We start from the raw sequence: 25,081 nt of genomic DNA on the forward strand, positions 1-25,081 counted from the left end.
TGCTTCGCTACATTAATGCTTTCTGCAGGAGAATACAGTGGCCACCACAGGTTCCATTTCCAGTCCCGGCATCGGCTCAGGTCTTCCGATCGACGACACCATCGCCAAACTGATGTCGGTCGAGAGCCGGCCATTGACTCTTCTCGCAACCAAGGAAGCCAGCTACCAGGCCCAGTTGAGCGCCTATGGCGCGTTGAGCGGTGCATTGAGCACTTTTCAGAACGCGATGGCAAACCTGGGCAAGGCCTCTACATTCCAGGGGCTAACCACCAGTATCGGCGACGACGACATCTTCAATGCCACCTCCAGCAGCGATGCCGTTGCCGGCAACTACCGTGTCAACGTCACGCAACTGGCACAGGAACAGATTCTCACATCGGCAGGACAGACCAGCCGCACCGCGCAGATCGGTAGCGGACTGGCAACGACCATTTCCTTCCAGTTCGGCAAGATTTCCGGCGGCACGCTGACCGATGGCAAATACACCGGCGCCACCTTCACGCAGGATGGCGACGAAGAAAGCGGTAGCGTCACGATCGACAGCTCGAACAATTCGCTGCAAGGCATTCGCGATGCGATCAACGCCGCCGATCTTGGCGTGACAGCCACGCTGATTTCCGACGGCAGCGATACGCCGGAACATCTGGTCATCACGTCCAACAAGACGGGCGAAACGTCCAGCATGAAGATCGTCGTCGACGGCGATCCCGCCCTGCAGGCTGTGCTCGGTTATGATCCGGCCGGCACGCAGAACCTGACGCAGACCAACGTGGCGCAGAATGCCAAACTGACAGTTGGCGGCATTGCCATTACCAGCGACAGCAACAAAGTAACCGATGCCATCCAGGGCATGACGCTGGATTTGAAGAAAGTCGGCGAAACGACATTATCGGTTTCCGTCAACAGAAGTGCCGTCAAGGACAGCATCAATTCCTTCGTCAAGGCGTATAACGATCTGAACACGCAGATCAAGTCGCTGACAGCCTACGACCCGGAAACCAAGAAAGGCGGTCTGCTCGTCGGCGACGGTACGACACGCACCATTCAGGATTCGATTCGCCGCACGCTGACGGCGTCACTGGAAGGATTGAGCAACAGCAACCTGTCGCTCTCCGCCATCGGCATCGCTTTCCAGAAGGACGGTTCACTGGCAGTAGATTCGTCCAAGCTCGACAAGGCACTGACGAACAATTTCAACGATATTGCAGGCTTGTTCGCCACGGTGGGCAAACCCACCGACAGCCTGATCAATTTCAATACATCGGGACCCAGCACCAAGGCAGGCTCCTACGATATCAACATCACGAAGATGGCGACGCAGGCCGAACTGAAAGGCGACGTCGATCTGAGCACGGGCACCACGACAATCGCCAGCGGCACGGAATTGAACGTCAAGATCGACGGCGTGGAAACCAGCGTCGCGCTGACAGCCGGCACTTATACCGGCAAACAGCTTGCGACCATGCTGCAATCGGCGATCAACGGTTCAGCCAAGCTGTCTTCTTCCGACGTGTCCGTCAGTGTCGTGCTCGATACCGATGGTCGCCTGAAGGTCACATCCGATCGCTACGGTTCCGCTTCCAATATCAAGATCGGAGACGGCAGCGGCACGCCCGCTTCCACGCTGTTCGGCACGGTCGAGGAAGGGACGGAAGGCGTGGATGTCGAAGGTACCATCGGCGGCGCAGCGGCTACCGGTTCGGGCCAGTTCCTGACGGCCAACAAGGGCACTGCGGCAGACGGCCTGAAAATCGAAATCACCGGCGGTACCACGGGCAATCGCGGCAAGATCAATTTCTCGCAAGGCTATGCCGACCGTCTGGACAAACTGGTCGACGGCTTTACCGGTTCCGACGGTCTGATCGGCGGCCGTACCGCAGGTATCAACGCCACCATCAAGGATATCGGCAAGCAGACCGATGCGCTGAACACACGTCTGACACTGGTCGAAGCCAACTACCGTGCGCAATTCAATGCACTCGACCTGCTGGTGGTGCAGATGCAGCAGACGCAAAGCTACCTGACGCAACAACTGGCGGCGATCGCGAATCTGACCAAGCAGTCATAGTCATCCCCATAATCAAAACGATAAAAGGTACAGAACAATGTTCGGATCCCTTAATAGTGGCGCCAAGGCCTATGCCCAGGTCGGCATCGAGACCGGCGTGGTTGCCGCCAGCCCGCACCGCCTGATCGTCATGCTGTTCGAAGGCGCGATCGTCGCCACGCGCACGGCGATTCAACAAATGCAGGCATCCGATATCCCTGCCAAGGGTAAATCGATTTCCAAGGCAATCGCCATCATCAACGGCGGACTGCGCGCCAGCCTCGATAAAAAGGCCGGCGGCGAAATCGCGGAAAATCTCGACGCGCTGTACGAATACATGGGCACGCAACTGGTCACGGCCAACATGAAGAACGAGCCGGCCTTGCTGGAGGAAGTATTGACGCTACTGGCCGATCTGAAAGATGCCTGGTGCGCCATCGACGATCAGCCGACGTTTGCGGAACCGGAAATGCCGGCCCGCAACGCATACGACCCGCTCGCCCCGAATATCTCTACCTTAGTGAAAGCGTGATCCATGATGGATAGCCAGGAAGTCATTTCGCTGTACGAAACCGTCGCCACGATCACCGATCAAATGTTGATGGCTGCGCGCAACGGCGATTGGGAGGAACTGATCGCGCTGGAAGCACGCTGCACGCGCCATGTCGCCACACTGAAAGCCAATGAAGCGCCGGTGCCGCTGACCGGTGCGGTACGCGAACGCAAGGTGCAGATCATCCAGAAAATCCTGTCGGACGACCGCGAGATTCGCAGCATCACCGAACCATGGATGGATCAGCTCTCGAAGCTGATGAGCAGTGTCGGTACCGAACGCAAACTCAACCACGCCTACGGCGCCGCACCGAGATAACTGAATGCTGCAACGGGCCGACATCACCGGAGCCCGCCCCCTCATCCTGATCGAGGCGCTCGCGCCGGCCACTGCCGCCGGGGATGGCAGACAGGAAGCGTTCGACCGTCTGAATCAGATGGCGCTCGGCAAGGAGTTTCAGGCCCAGGTGCTGTCGCGCCTTGCCAACGGCTCCTACCTGATCAAGGTCGACGACACGACGGTCAACGTCAAGCTGCCGCCCGGTACGCAAGCCGGCGACACGCTGGAATTGACGTTACTGGCGACTCAGCCCCGCCCCACTTTTCTGCTCGGCCGCAACGAAGCCGGCGCCACCGCATCACTCAGCAATGCCGGCCGGCTGATCGGCAATCTGCTGCAACTGGCACGGCAGGATGGCGCGCCGCCGACGTCGCTGATCGGCAAGACGCCGCTGCTGGCTGATGCTAACGCGACGGCGCCGCAGATTGCCCAGGCCTTGCAGCATGCAATGATCTTCAGCGGCCTGTTCTACGAATCCCATGTCGCGCAATGGGCCAACGGCACACGCGCCTTCACCCAACTGCAGAGCGAACCGGCGGCCAAGCGCACCGACACGCCGTTGCCCGCCACACCGTTACCGCAGGACGGCAAGGATGCGCAGGCAAACCAGGCGCAACAAGGACTGCGCAGCGATCTGGTCCGTCTCGCAGCCAATTTACGCGAATGGGTCGGTGTGCGCCCGCAGGCGACCGATGCGGAAACACGCACGATCGCAACCCTGAAAGAACATGCACTGACCGCAGCCATCGATGGCCGCGATGTCATGAACAAGACGCAGGATGCCAACAGCAACGAAGGCATCCGTCTCGTCAGCCTGCAGCTCGATGCGATCGAACAGCGGCGCATCATGTGGCAGGGTCAGCTGTTTCCCGGACAGCCGATCGAATGGAAAATTTCGGACGAGACGCCGCAACGCAAGAGCGAAGAAGAACCGCAGCCCGAAGCAGCCTGGCAAAGCACGGTGCGTTTTTCGCTGCCGACGCTGGGCGATATCTCGGCGACGGTCCGCCTGTCCGGCGAACACGTTCAGGTCAACGTGCGCACGGCCGATGCAGACACGGCCGGCACATTGCGCAACTACGGCAGTTTGCTGGCCGATGCGCTGGGTGCCGCCGGCACCACGCTGGATTCGCTGCTAGTCCGGCATGAGTCCGAAGAACAGGTACCGGCACATGCGTCCGAACGCGCATCGAAGTCTCAGCAGGAACACGAACCGACACATGAGCCTGAACAGCAGCCGCGCACCGAATGATGGAAAAACCCACACCGCCGCCCAATGCCGTCGCGATCGCCTACAACAACGGCGACGCTGCTCCGCGCGTGGTCGCCAAGGGGCGCGGCATGGTGGCAGAACAGATCATCGAACGGGCGAAGGAACATGGTGTTGCCATTCATGAATCGAAGGAACTGGTTTCACTGTTGATGCAGGTCGAACTGGACGATCAAATCCCCCCTGCGCTGTACCGCGCAGTGGCCGAACTTTTGGCGTGGCTGTATCGCGTCGAGGCTGCCCAACAACGCGGCGGCAATGTATGATGACGGGCGGCAAGGAATCGCGCCCGATGCCTTGGTTGAAGAAATAAGATGACGCTTGTGAGCAATTACGAAGAAGACAATCTGAGCCAATATCGGGTGACCTCCCGCCGGGAAGTCCTCTCCCTGATGCGCGCCCTTAGAGACCGCAATCAACTGGTCAGGATGATCCTCAACCAGGGCCACGATACGATTGTCACATCGATTCTCGATGTCGACGACACAAACGATACGATGATCCTCGACGTCGCACCGACCGCGACGATGAATCAGCGCGTGCTCGACAGCAACAAGCTGTCGTTCGAAACCGTGCTCGACAACATTCGCATCCTGTTCTCGACGACACAAGCGGAAAGCTGCCAGTACGAAAACCTGCCAGCCTTCATCGTTCCCCTGCCTGACAACGCAGTCCGGTTGCAGCGTCGCGAGTTCTATCGCGTGCCGACACCTGTTACCGCGCCTATCCTGTGCACTGTTCCATTCATTACCGAAGACGGACAACAGGTTTCGATCGTCACGACGCTCTACAACATCAGCGGCGGCGGCATTTCGATGGTCGATGAAAAAAAGATGCTGGATACGACCAGCGGACGCATCTACAACAATTGCCGCATCGACCTGCCCGGCAACCCGGTTACGGTCACACTGCAGGTCCGCAATCACATGGAACTGGCTCTCACCAACGGCAAGAACGTCAACCGCATCGGATGCGCGTTCCTGGATCCGTCCAACGGCACGCTGGCCGCCGTGCAGAAATACATTACAAAACTGGAAAGAGACCAGAACGCGAAAGCGACCGGCCTGGGCTGACGGGTTGATAGTTCGACGGTGGCGGCAAACGGCATTGCGCCGTCAGCCGCTGCGGTGATACCCGCAAAAATCGGATCTGCAGAATCAGACCTGCATGTTCATGATGTCCTGATAGGCCGACACCAGCTTGTTGCGCACCTGGACGGTGGCCTGGAACGAGATGCTCGCCTTTTGCATCGAGATCATCACATCCGACAGATTGACCTTGTCGTCGCCCATCGTGAAGCGATCCCCCAACTGGGTAGCGCTGTTCTGCGCCGCCGCGACGCTGTCCAGCGACGACTTCAATGCCTGCGAAAAATCGACCTTGGCGGCAGGCTGCTCGATCGCCTTCGTACCTTCCAGCGGCTGCGCCGGCTGGTGCGCACGCGCTGCAGTCGCCTTCAGTTGCGCTACCATTGCCTGGATCGCGCTTGAATCGATCCCGTTGACCTTCATCGTATTCTCCATCGTTGCGGGAGCGGCTATCATTTCCGCCACACTTGCTTGTACTGCCTTGTTTGTATTGCGTTTTCCCGGCTGCTCAGCAGCAACCGACTACCCTGCCAAGTTATCATGCGTCGCCGTGCGAAACGGTCTGATAAGCCATGAAAACCCCGCTCTGTTCTTCCAATTGAATTTCCTCGAAGCATCGACAATCCATGCTACGGAAAAAAGTTTGAACAGCGAGCTTACCCATGAAGAATTCATACGCATCTGACCGCAGCCTGACAGGAGTCGCATCATGGCAGTAGTCGTCGCAGACGAAGGCAACCTGACGCCGGACGTTGCCGGCGCACGCCCGGCTTCGCCCGCCAACGTGTTCATGGACATGGCGCGTTCGCCGAACGGCAAGCGCTTCCTGCTGATGGCCGGCGTCGCCGCCGTCATCTCGATCATGATCGGCATCGTGCTGTGGAGCCAGAAGCCGGACTATCGCGTGCTCTTCTCCAATTTCTCCGACCGCGACGGCGGCGCCATCGTCGCGTCGCTGCAGGCAGCCAACATCCCCTACAAGTTTGCCGAAGGCGGCACCGCCATCCTGGTGCCGGCCGACCGCGTGCATGAGGTGCGCCTGAAGCTGGCCGCCGAAGGCCTGCCGAAAGGCGGCAACGTCGGCTTCGAGCTGATGGAAAACCAGAAGCTCGGCATCTCGCAATTCCTCGAACAGGTGAACTTCCAGCGCGCGCTGGAAGGCGAACTGGCACGCTCGATCCAGTCGATCTCCGCCGTGCAGGCGGCGCGTGTGCATCTGGCGATTCCGAAAGCTTCCGTGTTTGTGCGCGACCAGCAGAAACCGACTGCATCCGTGCTGCTGAACCTGCATCCTGGCCGCATTCTCGATCAACAGCAGGTCAGCGCCATCGTCCATCTGGTCGCCAGTAGCGTGCCCGAGCTGTCGCCGAAGAATGTCACCATCGTCGATCAGGCCGGCAACCTGCTGTCCGAAAACAACAAACCCGCTGGCACCAACACGATGGATCCGTCGCAGCTGAAATACGTGCAGGAGCTGCAGAACAATATCGTCAGACGCATCGAATCGATCATCACGCCGATCGTCGGCCAGAACAACGTCCGTGCCGAAGCGACGGCCGATGTCGATTTCTCGACCAGCGAACAGGCTGCCGAGATCTACAAGCCGAACCAGATGCCCAACAGCGCAACCGTCCGCAGCCAGCAGACCAGCGAATCGAGCAATGGCGGCTCCTCCGCTTCCGGCGTTCCGGGCTCGCTGACCAACCAGCCGGCGCCGTCCGCCACCGCGCCGCTGACCGCACCGCAGTTGAATCCGGACGGCACACCGATGACGCCGGCCCAGCAGGCCGCTGCCCAGGCGGCACAAGCGCAAGGCGGCCAGGCAGCACCAGGCACGCCAGGTGCCGCAGCAGCCGCTGCCAACGCACAGACACCAGCCACGCCGACGCAACGCGACGTCACGACCAATTATGAAGTCGACAAGACCGTGCGCTACGTGCAACAGCCGATGGGTGGCCTGAAACGCCTGTCGGTTGCCGTGGTCGTCAATTACAAGCGCGTCACCGGCAAGGACGGCAAGTCCAGCCTGCAACCGCTGTCGGATGCCGAAAAGGCGCAGATCACCGATCTGGTGCGTGAAGCGATGGGCTACAACAAGGATCGCGGCGATACGCTGAACGTCGTCAACAGCCCGTTCGCCACCGCGCATGAAGAACCGCTGCCGCCGCTTTGGAAACGGCCGGAAATGATCGATATGGCAATCCAGGCCGCCAAATACGTTCTGCTTGGCATCGTGCTGCTGATTCTGTACCGTAAGGTCCTGAGGCCGATGCTCAACAAGCTGAATCCGGAACCGCTGTCGCTGACCGATGAAACGGCCGGCGAAGGCGCGGAGAAGGTGCAGGAAATCGAGCAGGATCTCGGCCCGATGGGCGTGCAACAGCACACCTATCAGCAGAATCTGGAAGCCGCCAAGCAACTGGCACGCCAGGATCCTAAGGTCGTCGCAAACATCGTGAAGGCGTGGGTGGGAAATGATTGATAACGGCGTACACAAAGGAGCGGTACTGATGCTCGCGCTCGGTGCCGACGAAGCGGCCGAAGTCATGAAGTATCTCGGCCCGCGCGAAGTGCAGAAACTCGGCGCGGCGATGTCGACGATGAAGGCGATCCAGAGCGAAGAGCTGGTCTCTGTACTCGGCGAATTCCGTGCGGAGACCGAAAAAAACACATCGCTCGGCCTCGACTCCGACGACTACATCCGCGACGTGCTGACCAAGGCGCTGGGCGACGACAAGGCCGCCTCGCTGATTAACCGCATTCTCGGCGCACGCGATTCCAGCGGCATCGAAAGCCTGAAGTGGATGGACGCGCAATCGGTCGCCGATCTCGTGCGCAACGAACATCCGCAGATCATCGCCACCATCCTCGTTCACCTCGAACGCGATCAGGCCAGCGAAGTACTGGATCATTTCACCGAACGGCTGCGCAACGATTGCGTGCTGCGCATCGCCACGCTGGACGGCGTGCAACCGGCCGCATTGCGCGAGCTGAACGAAGTGCTGACCAAGCTCCTCACCGGCAATGAAAATTTGAAGAAGAAACCGATGGGCGGCATCCGCACCGCGGCAGAAATCCTCAACTATTTCAGCGGCGAGAACGAAACCTCGGTCATGTCCAATCTGAAGAACTACGATGCCGACATGGCGCAGAAGATCATGGACGAAATGTTCGTGTTCGAGAACATCCTCGACATTGAGGATCGTGGCATCCAGCTGCTGCTGCGCGAAGTGCAGTCCGAAACGCTGATCATCGCGCTGAAAGGCGCCACGCCGGAACTGCGCGAGAAGTTCTTCAAGAACATGTCGTCGCGGGCAGGCGAAATGATGCGCGAAGATCTCGAATCGAAAGGACCGGTGCGCCTGTCCGAAGTCGAATCGAACCAGAAGGAAATCCTGCAGATCATCCGCCGTCTGGCGGACGAAGGCCAACTGACACTGGGCGGAAAAGCAGAAGATGCTTATGTCTAACGTCATCCCGAAGGAAAAGCAGTCCGCCTACCAGCGATGGGAGATGGAATCGTTCGGCGAGCAGGAAATGCTCGCGACGAACGATGCTGCAGTGGAACACGCACGTGCCAGTGCCGCCGCCGAGAAGGAACGCCTGGCAGAAATCGCCCGCAAGCTCGATGAAGACTGCGAAGAAGCACGCGCCAAAGGCTATGCCGCCGGCCTTTCCGAAGGACGCAAGGCCGGCATCGAAGACGGTCGCACCGCGGGTATCGCCGAAGGCCGCCTGCAGGCCGAACAGGAAAGACAATTGCTGCGACAGATCGCCGAAACCTTCGGTACCGAAGTCGCGCGCGCCAACGAACTGATTGCCGCCGACATGCTGGATCTGTCGCTCGATCTCGCCAAGGCGATGCTGAAGACCGCGCTGAAGATTCGCCCCGAGCTGGTAGTCCCGGTCGTGCGCGAAGCCATCCACTATCTGCCGACGCTGCAGCAGCCTGCGCTGTTGCATCTGCATCCGGAAGATGCGGTTCTGATCGCTGAACATTTAGGCGACGAAATCAGCACCGCCGGCTGGCGCGTCGTTGAAGATACGCAAATGGAACGCGGCGGCTGCCGCGTCGAAACCGCCAGCAATCAGGTCGACGCCACCGCACCCGTCCGCTGGCAGCGCATTGCCGCTGCGCTCGGCAAGGAATCCGACTGGCTGGAATCGTGAACACCGACACGCCAGCATTGCCCTCACCTGCGCCACCGGCCGCTCCTGTGTCCCATAGCGGACGCTGGCAATCCTATCTGCGCGACTGCCGCACGCTGCTCGACATCGCCGAGCCGATGCAGATTTCCGGCCGCATCACGCGCGTCGCCGGCCTCGTGATGGAAGCAGTCGGCCTGCGCCTGGCTGTCGGCAGCGCCTGCACGATTCCGCTGCCCAGCGGCACGCGCATCGAAGCCGAAGTCGTCGGCTTCGATGAAGACAAACTGTTCCTGATGCCGCAAAGCGATGTCGAAGGCATCGTTCCCGGCACGCGCGTCTATCCGGTCGAGGTCGCGCAATCGCTGCCGCGCCCCGGTGCCGTCACGCATCCGCGCCGCCGTCCGAGCGACCGCACGCGCCACCTGCCGGTCGGCATCGAACTGCTGGGCCGTGTGGTCGACGGCGCCGGCCGCCCGCTCGACTCCCTCGGCCCGTTGCAGGCCGTGCATTCCGCCCCGCTCAACGTGCGCGCCGCCAATCCGCTGGGACGCGCACCGATCACCGATCCGCTGGACGTCGGCGTGCGCGCGATCAACAGCATGCTGACCGTCGGCCGCGGGCAGCGCATGGGCCTGTTCGCCGGCTCCGGCGTCGGCAAGAGCGTCTTGCTCGGCATGATGGCACGCTACACGACGGCCGACGTGATCGTGGTCGGCCTGATCGGCGAACGCGGCCGCGAGGTCAAGGAATTCATCGAACAGATTCTCGGCGACGAAGGCCTGGCACGCTCCGTCGTCGTCGCCGCACCAGCCGATACGCCGCCGCTGATGCGTCTGCAGGGTGCAGCCTATGCGACGACAATCGCCGAACATTTCCGCGACGAAGGCAAGGATGTACTGCTGATCATGGATTCGCTGACGCGCTATGCGATGGCGCAGCGCGAGATTGCGCTGGCGATCGGCGAGCCGCCGGCAACCAAGGGCTATCCGCCTTCCGTCTTCGCCAAGCTGCCGGCGCTGGTGGAACGCGCCGGCAACGGCCGCGAAGGTGGCGGCTCGATCACCGCCTTCTACACGGTGCTGACCGAAGGCGACGACCAGCAGGACCCGATCGCCGATTCCGCGCGCGCGATCCTGGACGGCCACATCGTGCTGAACCGCTCGCTGGCTGAAGCCGGCCACTATCCGGCGATCGACATCGAACAGTCGATCAGCCGCGCGATGCACAACATCACCAGCCCCGAACACCAGAAACAGGCGCGCAAGCTGAAACAGCTGGCCTCGCGCTATGCGCGCAACCGCGACCTGATCAGCGTCGGCGCCTACAGCGCCGGCTCCGACCCGGTACTGGACGAAGCGATCGCGCTGAACGAAAAAATAGAGTCATTCCTGCAACAGGACATCACCGAACGCGCCGGCATAAACGAGAGCTTGGGGCAACTTGCCTCGCTTTTCTCGTGATTGCCCCCGCATCCGGAAAAATATAATCGGTAAAAATGGCCACATCTTCCGCACTCGGCACTCTGATCGAACTGGCAACACGGGATACCGACGAAGCCGCCAAGCGACTCGGCCAGTGCATGAAGGCCGCCGAGGATTGCGAGCAGAAACTGGCCTTGCTGACGCAGTATCGCGACGACTATGCAGCGCGCTTCCAGCAAAGCCTGACGGCCGGGCTGACGGCGATGGGCTATCGCAACTACCAGCAGTTTCTCGACAAGCTGGATCAGGCGATCGCCGCGCAGCAGCAAATCGTGCGTGATGCGCATGCACGCGTCGAGCGGGAGAAATCGGCCTGGCAGGCCTGCGAACGCAAGCGCATGTCGTACGGCACGCTGGCCGAGCGCGCGGAAAAGGCGCAGCAGCAGAAGGACAACAAGCGCGACCAGAAGCAGATGGACGAGCACGCGGCAAGGCAATTGCTGTACAAACGATAACGATCAGAGAATAACGATCAGAACGGGCGATCACCATGAGCACACCATCGATCAGCAACGCACTCAACGCCGTGATGCCGACGCCGCAAACCGGCAAGGCTGGCGATGCCGCCGCAGCGGACGGCACCTTCAACCAGATGCTGACCCGCGAAATGGGACTCCAGAATCGCGACACGGCGCAAACGAACAAGGCAACCGACAACAACGCTCAGGGAACCCGCAAGGACGGCACCGACGCCGGCAAGACCAAGAACGATTCCGCTTCGGCCGCCGACGGCAACGGTACGCCGGCCGACGGCACCAAGGCTGCGGACGACAAGACGGCACAAGCCGCCGACGGCAAGACCGCCGACAAGGACGACAAGCAGGCCGATGCCGCCACCGAACCGTCCGACATTCTCGCCTTCGTCACCGCGCTGACGCAGGCCGGCGCGAACGGCAATGCCACGCCGGTTTCCGCCAGCGATGAAATCAAGGACCGCATCGCCGCCGCAATCGACGGCGGCAAGGGCATCGACGGCAAGGCTGCGCCGGTCGCATTCGGCACTGCCCCCATCGAAGACAAGACCGGCCCCGCCGCCAACAAGCAGGCCGATTTCGTCGCTTCGCTCGACAAGGCGATGCAGGGCAAGGAAACCGACACCGGCAAGACGGCGACTACCGCTGCCAAGAGCGGCAATGCAGACATGGCTGCCGCCGTGCAGGCCGCCGTCGCCAAGAGTGCGGAACAGGCAACTGTCCCGACGCCGCAAAACATCGCGGCAGTCGCCGTCGCCACCACGGCTGCCCTGCAGCAGCACGTCAACGAACTGCAGGATCCGCAATCGAACCGCCTGCTGCCGCAGGTCGGTACCGACGACTGGGGCCAGTCGCTCGGCCAGAAAGTGGTCTGGATGATCCAGGGCGCGCAGCAGAGCGCGACGCTGACGCTGAATCCGCCGGACCTCGGTCCGATGCAGGTCGTCCTCCACGTCAACAACAACCAGGCCACGGCCAACTTCACCGCGCACCAGCCGGAAGTCCGCCATGCGCTGGAAGCCGCGATGCCGCGCCTGCGCGAGATGCTCAGCGAATCGGGCATCCAGCTCGGTCAGTCGAACGTCAGCGCCGGCCTGCCGAACCAGCAAAACAACGCCTCCGGCGATCAGCGCCAGAACGGACGTCCGTCCGGTCAGGGCAGCAATGCTGTCGAAACGGCAGCCGTCAACGTCAGCCACGTGCCGGTGACGGCTGCAGGCAACGGCCTGGTCGATACCTTCGCCTGATCGCTTTCTCCGCCGGAGCGCCGCATAGGCGGCACTCCGGCTTCTGCCCTCTTCCCTGTCTTACCCGTCCTTCCCGCCGGCCGCCTCTCTGAAAGTCATCGCTCTTTTTGCGCCGTTCCGGGTGTGCGTCGCGCGGCAATGATGGTTTAATAGCATCCTGAATGCGGGCTTCCTCATCGACGGAAGCCCGCCACAGAACCGGCACCGGGATGCCGCGATGAAGTGAATGCGCCGATATACGCCGTGTTCCCCTCTCTTTTCAAAGCATCCTGCGTGTCGCTTTTTTTTGATAATGGCATGCAATGGAAGTCATGCCGCACTTGAGGAAGACAGATGGCAACAGGCAAAAGCGCCCCGAAAAAATCCGCAGATACTCCGGCAGCAGAAGGCAAGCCCAAGTCGCGCCTGCTGCTTATCGTGCTCATCCTGCTGATCGTGCTCGGTGCGGGCGGTGCCGCCGCCTGGTATTTCCTGGTGTTCAAGGCAACGCCGGCTGCCGCGCACAATGCAGCGCAACCGGCACCGGTCGCAGTCGCTGCGCCACCCGTGTTCCTGCCGATGGAAGCCTTCACCGTCAACCTGCAGCCTGAAGACGGCGAGCGTTTCCTGCAAACCACGCTGACCTTGCAGTTGCCTGCACAGGAACAGGTGGAAGTGATCAAGACTTACCTGCCGCACGTGCGCAGCCGCCTGTTGCTGCTGCTGTCGGGCAAGAAGCCGTCCGAAATCCTGACGGTCGAAGGCAAGCAAAAACTGGCACAGGAAATCATCGATGCGCTCAAGCAGCCTTTCGTACCGAACGGCCCGAGCGTGAACGTTTCCAGCGTGCTGTTCACGTCGTTCGTCGTCCAGTAGATTCGACAGTAAAACCATGGCCGAGAATTTTCTCTCTCAAGAAGAAGTCGATGCGCTGCTGAAAGGCGTCACCGGCGACCAGGATGATGCGGGCAAGCCGGAAGACGCCAGCGGCGTACGCCCGTACAACCTGGCGACGCAGGAACGCATCGTCCGCGGCCGCATGCCAACGCTCGAGATCATCAACGAGCGTTTCTCGCGCCTGTTCCGCATCGGCCTGTTCAACTTCCTGCATCGCAGCGCGGAAGTCTCGATCGGCCCGGTGCGCGTATCGAAGTACAGCGAATTCATCCGCAACCTGGTCGTTCCGACCAATCTGAACCTGATCCACATGAAGCCGCTGCGCGGCACCGGCCTGTTCGTGCTCGATCCGAACCTGGTGTTCCTGCTGGTGGACAACCTGTTCGGCGGCGACGGCCGTTTCCATACGCGCGTCGAAGGCCGCGATTTCACGCAAACCGAACAGCGCATCATCCAGCGCATCCTTGGCATCATCTTCGAGACCTACGCCAAGTCGTGGGAACCGGTCTATCCGGTCGAATTCGAATTCATCCGCTCCGAGATGAACACGCAGTTCGCCAATATCGCAACGCCGAACGAAGTCGTGGTCTCGACCACATTCACCGTCGAGCTGGGCCCGGTCAGCGGCGAGATGCACTTCTGCGTGCCCTACTCGACGATCGAACCGATCCGCGATCTGCTCACCAGCAGCATGCAGGGCGAGACGCTGGAAATGGACAAGCGCTGGATTCGCCTGATGACGCAGCAGATCCAGACCGCGGAAGTGGAAATCCTCGCCAACATGGGATCGGCCAGCGTGACGCTCGGCGACATCCTGAACATGAAGGCCGGCGACATCATTCCGATCGCCGTGCCGGACCGCATCACAGCAGAAGTCGACGGCGTTCCCGTCATGGAATGCTCTTACGGAAAACTGAACGGACAGTATGCACTGCGTGTGGAAAAACTGATCTACAGCAGCAGCGACACAATGCAAGGAGATGAACATGGCTGACGAAAACGAACAGCAGACCGCCGCCGAGGACGATTGGGGCGCAGCGATGGCCGAACAGCAGCAGAGCGAAGAAGAAAGCGCTGCGCTATCGGCCAAGCCGGCAACCGCCACCGTCTTCAAGGATTTCGCCGGCGGCGACCTGTCTACCGGCACGCACAACGATATCGACTTCATCCTCGATATCCCCGTGCAGCTGACGGTAGAACTGGGCCGTACCAAGATCGCGATCAAGAACCTGCTGCAGCTGGCGCAAGGCTCCGTCGTCGAACTCGACGGCCTGGCCGGCGAACCGATGGACGTGCTGGTCAACGGCTGCCTGATCGCGCAAGGCGAGGTCGTCGTCGTCAACGACAAGTTCGGCATCCGTCTGACGGACATCATCACGCCGTCCGAACGCATCCGCAAGCTGAACCGATAATGCGCCTTCGCTCATTCTTCCCGGCGATGCCGGCTGCGCTGTATGCGCTTGCGGGCATCGCGCACGCTGCCGCCAAGCCGCTGCCCGCCGCGTCCGCACCGTCCTCCGCCGGCGGCCTGCTGCAGGTGTTGCTGGGTCTGATCGTCGTGCTCGGCCTGATGGCTGCGCTGGCGTGGGTGCTGCGCCGCTTCAACGGTCTCAAGGGGATGGGCAATGCCGACATCCGCGTCATCAGCGGCGTCAGCGTCGGCAACCGCGAACGCGTGGTCGTCGTCGAAGTCGCCGATCAATGGATCGTGGTCGGCGTCGCACCGGGCCGCGTCAATGCGCTGGCGACGATGCAAAAGCAGGAACGCCAACAGCCTGCAACGATGACGCCCGATGCGCCACCCGCGAAAAATTTCTCCAACTGGCTCGCCCAGACTCTCGACAAACGCAATGGCCAATAACGCTTCTTTCGCACGCCGCTGCCTGCCGCTGCTCGCGCTGCTTCTGTTGCCGATGGCGGCCTTTGCGCAGCAGCATGCAGCCGGCCTGCCGGCGCTGACCAGCACGCCGGCACCGGGCGGCGGCCAGACCTATTCGCTCAGCCTGCAGACGCTGCTGCTGCTGACTGGTCTGTCCTTCCTGCCGGCCGTGCTGCTGATGATGACCAGCTTCACCCGCATCATCGTTGTGCTGTCGCTGCTGCGGCAGGCGCTCGGCACACAGAGCGCGCCGCCGAACCAGGTCATCATCGGCCTTGCGCTGTTCCTGACGCTGTTCGTGATGAGCCCGGTGCTGGACAAGATCTATACCGAGGCTTACCAGCCGTTTTCGGAAAACAAGATCCAGATGCAGGAAGCGCTGGACAAGGCCGTGGTGCCGCTGAAAACCTTCATGCTGAAACAGACGCGCGAATCGGATCTGGCACTGTACGTGAAGATGTCGAACGCACCTGCGCTGCAGGGGCCGGAAGACGTGCCGCTGCGCATCCTGGTGCCGGCATTCGTGACCAGCGAACTGAAGACCGCATTCCAGATCAGCTTCGCGATCATGATTCCCTTCCTGATCATCGACATGGTGGTCGCCAGCGTACTGATGTCGATGGGCATGATGATGGTTTCGCCCGCCATCGTGGCGCTGCCGTTCAAGCTGATGCTGTTCGTCCTGGTCGATGGCTGGCAGCTGCTGATCGGTTCGCTTGCGCAAAGTTTCTACTGAGGATGTAAAGATGACTCCCGAAAGCGTCATGACCCTGGGCCGCCATGCAATCGAAGTCACGCTGATGGTTGCTGCACCGATGCTGCTGATCGCGCTGGCCATCGGCCTGATCGTCAGCATCTTTCAGGCCGCCACGCAGATCAACGAACAGACGCTGACCTTTATTCCCAAACTGATCGGCATCTTCATCGCACTGATCGTCGCCGGTCCATGGATGCTATCGACGATGGTCGATTACATGCGCGAGACATTCACCAACATCCCGCTGCTGGTCAGCTGACGCGGCTTGCCGTCGCGCCTGTCCGCGAACCATGATCACCGTCACCAGCGCCGAACTCCAGACCTGGATCGCCTCCTTCATCTGGCCGCTGACACGCATTCTCGGCGTGCTCTCGGTCGCACCGCTGTTCGGCAACGCCAGCGTGCCGGCCCGCGTCAAGATCAGTCTCGCCATCCTCTTGGCGATGGTGATCGCGCCCGGCGTACCGACCGTGCCGGCGCTGGACCCGATGTCATGGGCCGGCCTGCTGATCCTGGCACAGCAACTGGTGATCGGCCTGGCGATGGGCTTCGCGATACGCATCGTGTTTGCCGGCATCGAAATGGCCGGTGAAATTACCGGCATGACGATGGGATTCGGCTTCGCCGTCTTCTTCGATCCGCAGACGCGCGCCCGCTCTTCTTCCATCAGCCAGTTTCTCGCACTGATGATGCTGATGATCTACATTTCCAGCAACCTGCATCTACTGGTACTGAGCACGCTGGCACAAAGTTTCGAGATGCTGCCGATATCCGGCCACATCCTGTCGAACGGCGGTTTCCATCAGGTCGTCAGTCTTGGCGGCCGCATCTTCAGCGCCGGTGTGCAGCTGTCGCTGCCGATCATCACCGCGCTGCTGATCACCAATGCCGCGCTCGGCATCCTGACACGCGCAGCACCGCAACTGAACATCTTCGGTATCGGTTTTCCCATCACGATCGGCGTCGGCTTCATCATGATCGGCGCCGTGCTGCCCTACCTGACGAATCCCATCATTGCGCTGATCCAGGAAGGCATCAATGCGATGGGCCAGATCACGGTGGCATTCACGCCGCTCTCCTGACGGGTCAAAAAATCCGGGCGAAAAAAAGGCCGGCAATCAGCCGGCCCTGGCTCAACCGCATTTGTGAAAATCAGCGCAACAGGTCGAACAACGACAGACCCGCAGTCTGCACGAAGGTCTGCTGCGCCGCAGTCAGCGTGTATTGCTGCTGCGTGAAACGCGAATACGCTTCGACCGGATCGATCTCGATCAGATCAGACAGATTCTGCTGGTACTGGATGTCCAGGCTGGAACCTTCGCTGTCCAGAGTATCGACTTCCTTCAAGCGCGAACCGATCGTGGAACGGACTGCGGAAACGTTTTCCAATGTGTTGTCCAGATTGTTGTTCGCGGTGTTCAGCGCATTCGTCAGGCGTGCCTGGCCATCGGCATCAGTGGCCGGCTGCTGCAAAGCGTTGATCAGGTTGGTGATCGTGGTGAAGACGCTTTCCGTCGTGCTCGGCTGCACGCTGAAGCTGTCTCCGTCGGCCGGCTCACCCTGGATATCGAAACGCACGCCGTCGAATTCAATCGGCTCGCCGCTGGTGTAGGGTTGATCCGTCAACACGGCGTTCGGCGGCACCACGGTGTTGTCCGTCACCGTGTAGGTGGTGACATTGGTTGCCGGATCGACGGTGAAGTCGATCGAGTAATTGTGCTTCGTCAATTGCGACAGATCGGTGACAGAGCCGGTGCTGACGATGCCGCTGCCGGTATTGCCAGCACCGGCGGCCGTCACGAAGCGGCCGTTGCCCGTCATGCCGCCTTCGAACACGGCGCTGCCGGAATCGCTGGAAGCGATCTGGCGTGACGCGCCAATCTGCAGCAGGCGCTGGCCCTGGTCGCCGTTGTAGGTGGCGCCGGTTGGCGTTTTCGTGAACGGCTGGGTGTTGGTCTGATAGCCGGCGAAAATGTAATTGCCGTTGCCGTCGCGCGTATTGGCGAAGCCCAGCATTTCATCCAGGCTGGTTTTCAGTTCGGCCAGATAGGTCTGGCGCTGATCGTCGCTCAGCGAGCCATTGCCGGCACCGACCACCACGCTCTTCAGCGAAGTCAGCATGTCCCCGACGCTCTGCATCACGCTTTCTTCCTGCGACAGCGCATTCTTCGCATTGGTGCGATTGGTCGCGAACTGGTCGTTCATCGAGATCGCCTGATTGACGCCCACTGCCGAAGCGGCGGCGATCGGATCATCCGCCGGCGTCAGCACGCGACGGTTGGTCGAGATCTGCTGCTGCGTCTTCATCATCTCGGCACGCAGCTCCGATATCCGGCTGGAACCCATCTCGAACATCATGTTGGTGCTGATACGCATGGTGTCAATCCTCAATATTCAGTGTCAACGCAGCGAGATCAGGACGTCGAACATGTCGCTCGCCGCCTGCATCACCTTGCCCGATGCCTGGTAAGCCTGTTGGTAGCGCAGCAGATTGGTCGCTTCCTCGTCGAGGTTGACGCCCGACTGCGACTGCTGCGCATCCAGTATCTGTTTCAGCAGCGTCGCTTCGGCATCGCTGCTGGCTTTCATTTCGCCGGTCTTGTTGCCGACGAAGCTGACGAGCTGTGCATACGCGCTGTTGTAGCTGGCGGTGCCGCCCTGCAGCGCATTCTTGGTCTGCAGTTCGCCCAATGCCAGCATGTTGCGGTTGTCGCCGTCGCCGTTGGTGTTGTTACTGATCGTGAAAGTGTCGCCGTTGGCGGGCGCACCGTCGATCTGGACTTCGACACCGCCGAAGGAAATCGTCGCACCTTCCGTGAACGGTACCGGCGTGCCGGCCGGATAGACGGTCGGCGTGCCGTTGACCGTTACGGTCACGTCCATGCCTGCCGGGAAGCCGCTGAAAGTGCCTGCGGCGGAATCGTAGGTCAGAGTCGTCGGCAATGCTGCGGCGGTCGCCGCATCGAAATCCGCATTGATGACGCCGGCGCTGATCGAACCGGTACCGGTATTGGTGGTCGGCGCCGTGGTACGGACAGGCACGGCTGCGGCGATATCCTTGACGTCGCTGATCAGCACCTTGAAATCCTGCGCGCCGCTCGCCGTCGGACGAATCAGGAATTCGTCGCCGGCGTCCATGTCGGTGCCGGTCGCCAGCGAGAAAGTCACGCCGTCGATCTCTCCGGGGAAAGCCGGATCCGCGTAGACCACCGTGTTGTCCGGCAGGCGCGTGACGCGATAATCGGTGCCGTTGAAGGTCAGGCGATAGTCGTTGGTCGTCAGCGCATCGACGTTGGTGATGGTGGCGCTGATTTCGGCATCGCCATTGTTTGCCGTGCTGCCGCTGACCAGCGGCTGCCCGACGTTGAAGAAATCGCCACCGAGCTCACCGTTCTGGTCCTGGCCAAGACGATGCTGCGCATTGAAGGTCGATGCCAGGCCGATTGCGATGCGGCCCAGCGAATTCTGGATCTGGTCCAGCGTCTCGCTGCGATAGGTGAACAGTCCACCCAGATTGCCGCCGGCCAGCGCGCTTTCCGAAATGATGCTGCTGGTGCCGCTGGCCGAGGTGTAGGAAACTTCCAGACGGTTCGCATCGGTCGGCGACTGCACTGCCGCCAGTTGCATCGCCTGATTGCCGATCACCAGCGTCTGGCCATTGCCGATGGAAACCGTATAGCCGTTGTCCTGCTTGGAAACCGTTACCTTGACCTGCTTGGCCAGTTCGCCAACGATGTAGTCGCGCTGATCCAGCAGATCGTTCGGCGGCTGGCCGGTGCTGCCTGCCTTCAGGATCGCTTCGTTCAATTTGGCGATCTGCTGCGCATAGGAATTGATGCTGGTGACCGCGCCTTCGATTTCGCTGTTGACGCCATCCTGCATGCTGCGGAATTGCGCATCCAGGCTCTGGAAACGCGCCGCCATCGTCTGCGCGCCCGACAGCATCGATTGGCGCGATGCCACCTGCCCCGGATTGGCGACCAGATCCTGCACACCGGCAAAGAAGCTGTCGAGCACGGGCGCCAGACCCGCGGTCGGATCGGCGATCATGTTGTTGACCTTGTTGATCTGCGCATAATAGGTCGACAACTGGCTGGCCGTCGCGGTGCCGCTGACGGCTTGCGCGCCGAGGAATTCGTTGTAGATACGCTGGATCGTCTGTACCTGCACGCCATTGCCGATGAAGCCGATGCCACCGAGATTCTGGCCGTCCATCGATGCCTGGATCACCTGCTGCCGGTTGTAGCCGGGCGTCGCCTGATTGGCGATGTTGTGACCGGTCGTGGCAATACCTGCCTGGGCTGCGGCAAGTCCACTCTGGGCGATGCTGAAGATATTGGCCATGATCTATTCGTTAACCCTATGTTGGCGTGTACGGCACATCGATGGAAAACTTGAGCCGGCTTGAACCGCAATTCATGCCGAAATTGCAATGGCTGCAACTTCGGCAATTGCATTAACTGCTATGTGATGCCGGCGCAATCGATGTGTCAGACGGAGAGCTTGTTGTTGATGATGTTGGTCAGTTTTGCCGCATAGTTCGGATCGGTCGCGTAGCCGGCGCGCTGCAGGCCCTGCGCGAAACCGTGCACGTCGGTCGCATTGGCCAGGACTTTCTCGTAGCGCGGATTGCTGCGCAGCAGGTTCGCGTAATCACGGAACGAATCGGCATACGAATCGTAGGCGCGGAATTTCTCGACGCGCTTCTGCGGTACGCCGTTCACATATTCGGTGGTGACCGCATCCACGGTCTTGCCCTTCCAGTTGGCGCTCGCCTTGATGCCGAACAGATTGTGGCTGCTGCTGCCGTCGGCCATCTTCATCACGTGCTTGCCCCAGCCGCTTTCCAGCGCGGCCTGCCCCAGCATGAATTTCGCCGGAATGCCGGTAGTCCGGCTGGCGGCTTGTGCATGCGGCATCAATGCATTCTGGAAAGCCTGCACGTGCGCCGGCCTGGATGCATCGCCTGCGTCGCCGACATCGTTTGTCGCCTCTGTTTGTGCAGTGCGCACCGCGCGTGGCGACAGCGAGCGCAGCAGTTCGTTATTCATGCTGGTGCGCAAATCCTGCGGCTGACCGTCGCCATTTGCCGCCGCGGCATCGTCCTGCACCGCATTGCCCGGCAGGTTCGACAACTGACGGATCAGCACATCGGCCAGGCCGATGCCGCGGCTTGCCATGTTCTGGCTCAACTGCTGATCCAGCATCGACTGATACATCTTGGTCTGCTGCGTATCGAACATGCCATCCTGCGGCGTGGCTTCGCGCATGCTCTTCATCATCATGTTCACGAACAGCGCTTCGAACTGCTTGGCGGTCGCCTTCAGCGCTTCCGGCGAATTTTTCCGCGCAGCGATCTTCAGCGATTCGATGCTGTTGGCATCGATCGCCAGATTGTTCGCGCTGTCGATGGGCGATGTGCTCATGCGGCTATCGTCTTTAGATGATTTCCAATTCGGCGCGCAGCGAACCCGCTGCCTTCATCGCCTGCAGGATCGCCAGCAGATCCTGCGGTGTGGCGCCGATCGAATTCAATGCCTTGACCACGTCGGCCAGCGAAGCGGAATTCTTCAGCAGGATGACCTTGCCCGGATCCTTGTTGATCTCGATCTGCGATTGCTGCGCCACCACGGTCTGGCCACCGGAGAACGGTGCCGGCTGGCTGATGACCGGTTGCGTATTGATCGTCACCGACAGGTTGCCGTGCGATACCGCGCAGGTATCCAGCGTCACGTTCTGGTTCATCACAACCGAGCCCGTGCGCGCATTCATGATCACCTTGGCGCCGACCGGGGCCGGCGTGACATCAATGCTTTGCAGCGAACCGAGGAAGCTGACGCGCGCATCGCTGTCGAGCGGCGCGCGTACCTGGATCACGCGGCCGTTCTTCGCCGCCGCCGTCTGCGGGCCAAAGCGCTTGTTGACCGCATCGACGACACGGCTGGCGGTGGAGAAATCGGTATCCCTTAGCTCCAGCGTGATCATGTCGCCCTGCGCCAGCGCGCTGGGCACCGAACGCTCGACGGTGGCGCCGGCCGAAATCCGGCCCACGCTCAGATGATTGATCTGCGCCTTGCTGCCGTTGGCCGATGCGCCCGCGCCGCCGACCACGACGTTGCCTTGCGCCATGCCGTAGATCTGGCCGTCTGCACCCTTCAGCGGCGTCATCAGTAGCGTGCCGCCGCGCAGGCTCTTCGCATTACCCATCGACGATACGGTAACGTCGAGCGTCTGCCCCGGCTGTGCGAATGCGGGCAGCGAAGCCGTAACCATCACTGCAGCAACGTTCTTCAACTGCAAGTTGTTGGTCTGTGGCAGGTTGATGCCCATTTGCTGCAGCATGCTGGCGACGCTCTGCACGGTGAACGGCGTCTGCGTCGTCTGGTCGCCGCTGCCGTCCAGGCCGACCACGAGGCCGTAGCCGATCAACTGGTTTTCCCGCACGCCCTGCACGCTGGCGAGGTCCTTCAGGCGTTCCGCGTGCGACGCGAACGGTAGCAGTACGCAGACTGCACAGGCGATGGCCTGCAGCATTTTCCTGAAAGACGGACGGGTCGAATGCTTGTTGTTCATGATGTTTCCTTGCTCATTTCCTTGCCATTTCGCTCAGCCATTACAGCGGCACCACGCTGAGGAAGAAGCGAGCCAGCATCGACATGACTTCCGCGCCGTCGATATGGCTGCTGCTGCGGTATTCGATCTTCGCATCGGCCACCTGCTGCGACGACACGATGTTGCCGGCGGCGACCGTAGCCGGATCGACAACACCGGAGAAGCGGATGAATTCCGCACTCTTGTCCAGCGCCACCTGCTTCTCGCCGGCGACGACCAGATTGCCGTTCGGCAGCACGTCGATCACCGTCACGCTCAGCGTGCTGATGAAGTTGTTGCTGGAAGTGACGGCGCCCTTGTCGGCATACTGCGATGACGTCGAAGCGCTGGCGCTCAGATTGTTGGTAAAGCCAGGGAAGATGCCGAACAGGCTGGGCGCCGCCATGGCAACTCCGCCGGTCTTGCTGGCCGAGCTGCCTGCGGCCTTGCCTGCCGAACTTTTCTCGTTGATGACGATGGTGATCGTGTCGCCGATCAGGCGCGCGCGCTTGTCTTCGAAAATCGGACGATAGGAGGAGTTCTGGAAGATCGCGCCATTGCCCGACGGCATAGCCGCATAGTTGGTCGGCCGCGCCGTCAGCGGCGTCTGCACGATGGTACTCGGCGGCTGGCTTGCGCAGCCTGCCAGCAGGCCTGCTGCCACGATCATTGCCGTCAGGGTGGTTTTCATCGGATGTTTCCTTGTGTAGTGCGCTTGTTACGGTGGTGATTACATCTGCGTCAGACGCTGCAGCATCTGATCGGAGGTGGTGATCGCCTTGCTGTTCATTTCGTAGGCGCGCTGCGTCTGGATCATGTTGACCAGTTCTTCGACGACGTTCACGTTCGACGTTTCGAGGTAGTTCTGCTTCAGCGTGCCGGAGCCGTTGCTGCCCGGCGTGTTGGTGACCGGTGCGCCGGACGCGGTGGTTTCCATGTACAGATTGTCGCCGCGGCTTTCCAGACCACCCGGATTGATGAAGGTCGACAACTGGATCGAACCGACCTGCACGCTCAGTGGATTACCCGCCGTCGTCACGCTGACGATGCCGTCGGGCGAGATCGTCATGCTGGTCGCATCCGGTGGAATGGTGATCGCCGGATCGATCGGGAAACCGCTGGCATTCGTCAGCTGGCCCTGGTCATTGGTCTTGAATGTGCCGTCGCGCGTGTAGGCAGTCGTGCCGTCCGGCATCAGCACCTGGAAGAAACCGTCGCCGTCGATTGCGACGTTGCGCGCATCGTCGGTCTTCTGCATGTTGCCCTGTGTGTGGATGCGCTCGGTTGCCACCAGTTGGGTACCGGTACCCAGCTGCAGGCCGGTCGGCAATTGCGTCTGCTGCGACGATGCGCCGCCTGGCTGGCGGATCGTCTGATACAGCAGGTCCTGGAATACTGCGCGCGAGCTCTTGAAGCCGGTCGTGCTGACGTTCGCCAGATTGTTGGAAATGACGTCCATCTGCGTCTGCTGCGCATCCAGGCCGGTCTTGGAAATCCATAGTGAGCGAATCATGTTCTTCTCCGGTATGCCGGCTTGGCGCCGACGATTCCTTCATTCATCTTCATTCTGCTACCGCAGCCGTCAACCCAATGACAGCAATTCAGTGGCTTTTGCCGCGTTGCTCTCGGCATTCTTCAGCATGCTCATGTTCATCTCGAACTGGCGCGCCAGCGCGATCATGCTGACCATGGCATCGACGACATTGACGTTGCTGCCTTCCAGCGCACCGCTGATGACGCGCACGTTGGCATCGGCTTCCTGCGGCTCACCATCCTTGGTGGTGAACAGGCTGTCGTTGCCGCGCACCAGATTGGCTTCTTCGGGATTGACCAATTTCAGGCGTGCCAGATCGATGGTCGCGCCCGGATTGGGGCCGGCATCCACCTGCGAGATCGTACCGTCGGGTGCGATCGTGATCTTCACGTCCGGCGGAATCGTGATCGGGCCGCTATCGCTCAGCACGTTGAGGCCGCTGGCGGTCTGCAGCACGCCGTTTTCGTTGATCTTCAGGCTGCCGGCACGCGTATAGGCTTCGCTGCCGTCGGCTTTTTCCACTGCCAGCCAGCCCGGACCTTCGACCGCGACGTCGAGCGTGCGGCCGGTCTGCTGGATCGTGCCGGAGCGAAAATCGCTGCCGACCGTCGAATCGACGACGAAGGCACGCGTCGGCAAGCCGGGGCCGACGACGGGCACCGCGCGGAAGGTATCGAACTGCGCGCGAAAGCCGCTGGTCGATACGTTGGCAAGATTGTGCGACGTGGTGGCCTGCTGCTCCATGATCTGCTTGGCCCCGGTCATCGCGGTATAGATCAGACGATCCATGTCGTTCT

General features: G+C 61.0%; 28 protein-coding genes. 20 read left to right on the forward strand and 8 right to left on the reverse strand.

Annotated elements, in window-relative coordinates:
* Positions 1-37: 37 nt before the first annotated feature.
* From fliD to IEV40_RS01075, 6 genes are read left to right on the forward strand one after another with little or no spacing between them, the layout of a single operon-like run.
* Positions 38-2,068 carry a flagellar filament capping protein FliD gene (gene fliD / locus IEV40_RS01050; protein ID WP_229723898.1) on the forward strand — a complete coding sequence of 677 codons (2,031 nt, stop codon included), beginning with the start codon at positions 38-40 and terminating at the stop codon, positions 2,066-2,068.
* Between the two features lie 37 nt (positions 2,069-2,105).
* Positions 2,106-2,579: a flagellar export chaperone FliS gene (fliS, locus tag IEV40_RS01055; protein WP_188419125.1), complete on the forward strand. Its 474-nt coding sequence runs from the start codon at positions 2,106-2,108 to the stop codon at positions 2,577-2,579.
* A 3-nt stretch (positions 2,580-2,582) separates the two neighbouring features.
* Positions 2,583-2,918: a flagellar protein FliT gene (locus IEV40_RS01060; protein ID WP_308632358.1), complete on the forward strand. Its 336-nt coding sequence runs from the start codon at positions 2,583-2,585 to the stop codon at positions 2,916-2,918.
* A gap of 4 nt (positions 2,919-2,922) precedes the next feature.
* The gene (gene fliK, locus IEV40_RS01065) at positions 2,923-4,191 is read left to right on the forward strand and encodes a flagellar hook-length control protein FliK (RefSeq protein WP_188419126.1); all 1,269 of its coding nucleotides are present in this window, start codon (positions 2,923-2,925) and stop codon (positions 4,189-4,191) included.
* Entirely contained in the window at positions 4,191-4,475 is a 285-nt protein-coding gene (locus IEV40_RS01070; RefSeq protein WP_188419948.1) for an EscU/YscU/HrcU family type III secretion system export apparatus switch protein, read from the forward strand. The genes fliK and IEV40_RS01070 overlap by 1 nt, the downstream gene beginning before the upstream one ends.
* Positions 4,476-4,523: 48 nt before the next feature.
* A complete protein-coding gene (locus IEV40_RS01075; protein WP_188419127.1) occupies positions 4,524-5,282 on the forward strand; it encodes a flagellar brake protein in 759 nt (252 codons plus the stop codon).
* An 84-nt stretch (positions 5,283-5,366) separates the two neighbouring features.
* On the opposite strand, the gene fliE is transcribed toward IEV40_RS01075, so the two are convergent.
* On the reverse strand, positions 5,367-5,720 hold the full coding sequence (fliE, locus tag IEV40_RS01080) for a flagellar hook-basal body complex protein FliE (RefSeq protein WP_188419128.1): 354 nt from the start codon (positions 5,718-5,720) through the stop codon (positions 5,367-5,369).
* On the opposite strand from fliE, the gene IEV40_RS01085 reads away from it, so the two are divergent.
* The 14 genes from IEV40_RS01085 to fliR all read left to right on the forward strand — a co-directional run bounded on the left by IEV40_RS01085 (position 5,710) and on the right by fliR (position 17,241).
* Complete coding sequence (locus tag IEV40_RS01085; protein ID WP_188419129.1) at positions 5,710-5,982, forward strand: hypothetical protein; 273 nt, start codon at positions 5,710-5,712, stop codon at positions 5,980-5,982. The genes fliE and IEV40_RS01085 overlap by 11 nt on opposite strands.
* A gap of 24 nt (positions 5,983-6,006) precedes the next feature.
* Positions 6,007-7,779 carry a flagellar basal-body MS-ring/collar protein FliF gene (gene fliF, locus IEV40_RS01090; protein WP_188419130.1) on the forward strand — a complete coding sequence of 591 codons (1,773 nt, stop codon included), beginning with the start codon at positions 6,007-6,009 and terminating at the stop codon, positions 7,777-7,779.
* The gene (gene fliG / locus IEV40_RS01095; protein ID WP_188419131.1) at positions 7,772-8,767 is read left to right on the forward strand and encodes a flagellar motor switch protein FliG; all 996 of its coding nucleotides are present in this window, start codon (positions 7,772-7,774) and stop codon (positions 8,765-8,767) included. The genes fliF and fliG overlap by 8 nt, the downstream gene beginning before the upstream one ends.
* Positions 8,754-9,467 carry a flagellar assembly protein FliH gene (gene fliH / locus IEV40_RS01100; protein ID WP_371870018.1) on the forward strand — a complete coding sequence of 238 codons (714 nt, stop codon included), beginning with the start codon at positions 8,754-8,756 and terminating at the stop codon, positions 9,465-9,467. The genes fliG and fliH overlap by 14 nt, the downstream gene beginning before the upstream one ends.
* Positions 9,468-9,583: 116 nt before the next feature.
* Positions 9,584-10,906 (forward strand): flagellar protein export ATPase FliI, encoded by a 1,323-nt coding sequence (fliI, locus tag IEV40_RS01105; protein WP_229723963.1) that lies wholly within the window; start codon positions 9,584-9,586, stop codon positions 10,904-10,906.
* Positions 10,907-10,941: 35 nt separating this feature from the next.
* Positions 10,942-11,382 (forward strand): flagellar export protein FliJ, encoded by a 441-nt coding sequence (gene fliJ, locus IEV40_RS01110; RefSeq protein WP_188419133.1) that lies wholly within the window; start codon positions 10,942-10,944, stop codon positions 11,380-11,382.
* 35 nt (positions 11,383-11,417) lie between these two features.
* Positions 11,418-12,647 carry a flagellar hook-length control protein FliK gene (locus IEV40_RS01115; RefSeq protein ID WP_188419134.1) on the forward strand — a complete coding sequence of 410 codons (1,230 nt, stop codon included), beginning with the start codon at positions 11,418-11,420 and terminating at the stop codon, positions 12,645-12,647.
* A 333-nt stretch (positions 12,648-12,980) separates the two neighbouring features.
* A complete protein-coding gene (fliL, locus tag IEV40_RS01120) occupies positions 12,981-13,502 on the forward strand; it encodes a flagellar basal body-associated protein FliL (RefSeq protein ID WP_188419135.1) in 522 nt (173 codons plus the stop codon).
* Between the two features lie 16 nt (positions 13,503-13,518).
* On the forward strand, positions 13,519-14,517 hold the full coding sequence (fliM, locus tag IEV40_RS01125; RefSeq protein ID WP_188419136.1) for a flagellar motor switch protein FliM: 999 nt from the start codon (positions 13,519-13,521) through the stop codon (positions 14,515-14,517).
* Entirely contained in the window at positions 14,510-14,935 is a 426-nt protein-coding gene (gene fliN, locus IEV40_RS01130; protein ID WP_188419137.1) for a flagellar motor switch protein FliN, read from the forward strand. The genes fliM and fliN overlap by 8 nt, the downstream gene beginning before the upstream one ends.
* Entirely contained in the window at positions 14,935-15,384 is a 450-nt protein-coding gene (fliO, locus tag IEV40_RS01135) for a flagellar biosynthetic protein FliO (protein ID WP_188419138.1), read from the forward strand. Before fliN ends, fliO begins: the two co-directional genes overlap by 1 nt.
* Positions 15,374-16,138 (forward strand): flagellar type III secretion system pore protein FliP, encoded by a 765-nt coding sequence (fliP, locus tag IEV40_RS01140; RefSeq protein WP_371870019.1) that lies wholly within the window; start codon positions 15,374-15,376, stop codon positions 16,136-16,138. Before fliO ends, fliP begins: the two co-directional genes overlap by 11 nt.
* A gap of 10 nt (positions 16,139-16,148) precedes the next feature.
* The gene (fliQ, locus tag IEV40_RS01145; protein ID WP_188419139.1) at positions 16,149-16,418 is read left to right on the forward strand and encodes a flagellar biosynthesis protein FliQ; all 270 of its coding nucleotides are present in this window, start codon (positions 16,149-16,151) and stop codon (positions 16,416-16,418) included.
* 31 nt (positions 16,419-16,449) lie between these two features.
* Complete coding sequence (gene fliR, locus IEV40_RS01150) at positions 16,450-17,241, forward strand: flagellar biosynthetic protein FliR (protein WP_188419140.1); 792 nt, start codon at positions 16,450-16,452, stop codon at positions 17,239-17,241.
* A gap of 70 nt (positions 17,242-17,311) precedes the next feature.
* Here the strand turns inward: fliR and flgL are convergent, their stop codons facing one another.
* From flgL to flgF, 7 genes are all read right to left on the reverse strand, one after another.
* A complete protein-coding gene (flgL, locus tag IEV40_RS01155; RefSeq protein WP_188419141.1) occupies positions 17,312-18,535 on the reverse strand; it encodes a flagellar hook-associated protein FlgL in 1,224 nt (407 codons plus the stop codon).
* A gap of 24 nt (positions 18,536-18,559) precedes the next feature.
* Positions 18,560-20,503 (reverse strand): flagellar hook-associated protein FlgK, encoded by a 1,944-nt coding sequence (gene flgK / locus IEV40_RS01160; protein WP_188419142.1) that lies wholly within the window; start codon positions 20,501-20,503, stop codon positions 18,560-18,562.
* Positions 20,504-20,649: 146 nt separating this feature from the next.
* The gene (gene flgJ / locus IEV40_RS01165) at positions 20,650-21,585 is read right to left on the reverse strand and encodes a flagellar assembly peptidoglycan hydrolase FlgJ (protein WP_188419143.1); all 936 of its coding nucleotides are present in this window, start codon (positions 21,583-21,585) and stop codon (positions 20,650-20,652) included.
* A gap of 13 nt (positions 21,586-21,598) precedes the next feature.
* Entirely contained in the window at positions 21,599-22,732 is a 1,134-nt protein-coding gene (locus tag IEV40_RS01170; protein WP_371870020.1) for a flagellar basal body P-ring protein FlgI, read from the reverse strand.
* Between the two features lie 40 nt (positions 22,733-22,772).
* Positions 22,773-23,441, reverse strand: a complete 669-nt coding sequence (locus IEV40_RS01175) for a flagellar basal body L-ring protein FlgH (protein WP_188419144.1) — start codon at positions 23,439-23,441, stop codon at positions 22,773-22,775.
* 39 nt (positions 23,442-23,480) lie between these two features.
* Positions 23,481-24,263 carry a flagellar basal-body rod protein FlgG gene (gene flgG / locus IEV40_RS01180; RefSeq protein WP_188419145.1) on the reverse strand — a complete coding sequence of 261 codons (783 nt, stop codon included), beginning with the start codon at positions 24,261-24,263 and terminating at the stop codon, positions 23,481-23,483.
* Positions 24,264-24,332: 69 nt separating this feature from the next.
* Positions 24,333-25,073, reverse strand: a complete 741-nt coding sequence (gene flgF / locus IEV40_RS01185; RefSeq protein ID WP_188419146.1) for a flagellar basal-body rod protein FlgF — start codon at positions 25,071-25,073, stop codon at positions 24,333-24,335.
* Between the last annotated feature and the right edge of the window lie 8 nt (positions 25,074-25,081).

Source organism: Oxalicibacterium solurbis (assembly GCF_014635845.1).
Classification (GTDB): domain Bacteria; phylum Pseudomonadota; class Gammaproteobacteria; order Burkholderiales; family Burkholderiaceae_D; genus Oxalicibacterium; species Oxalicibacterium solurbis.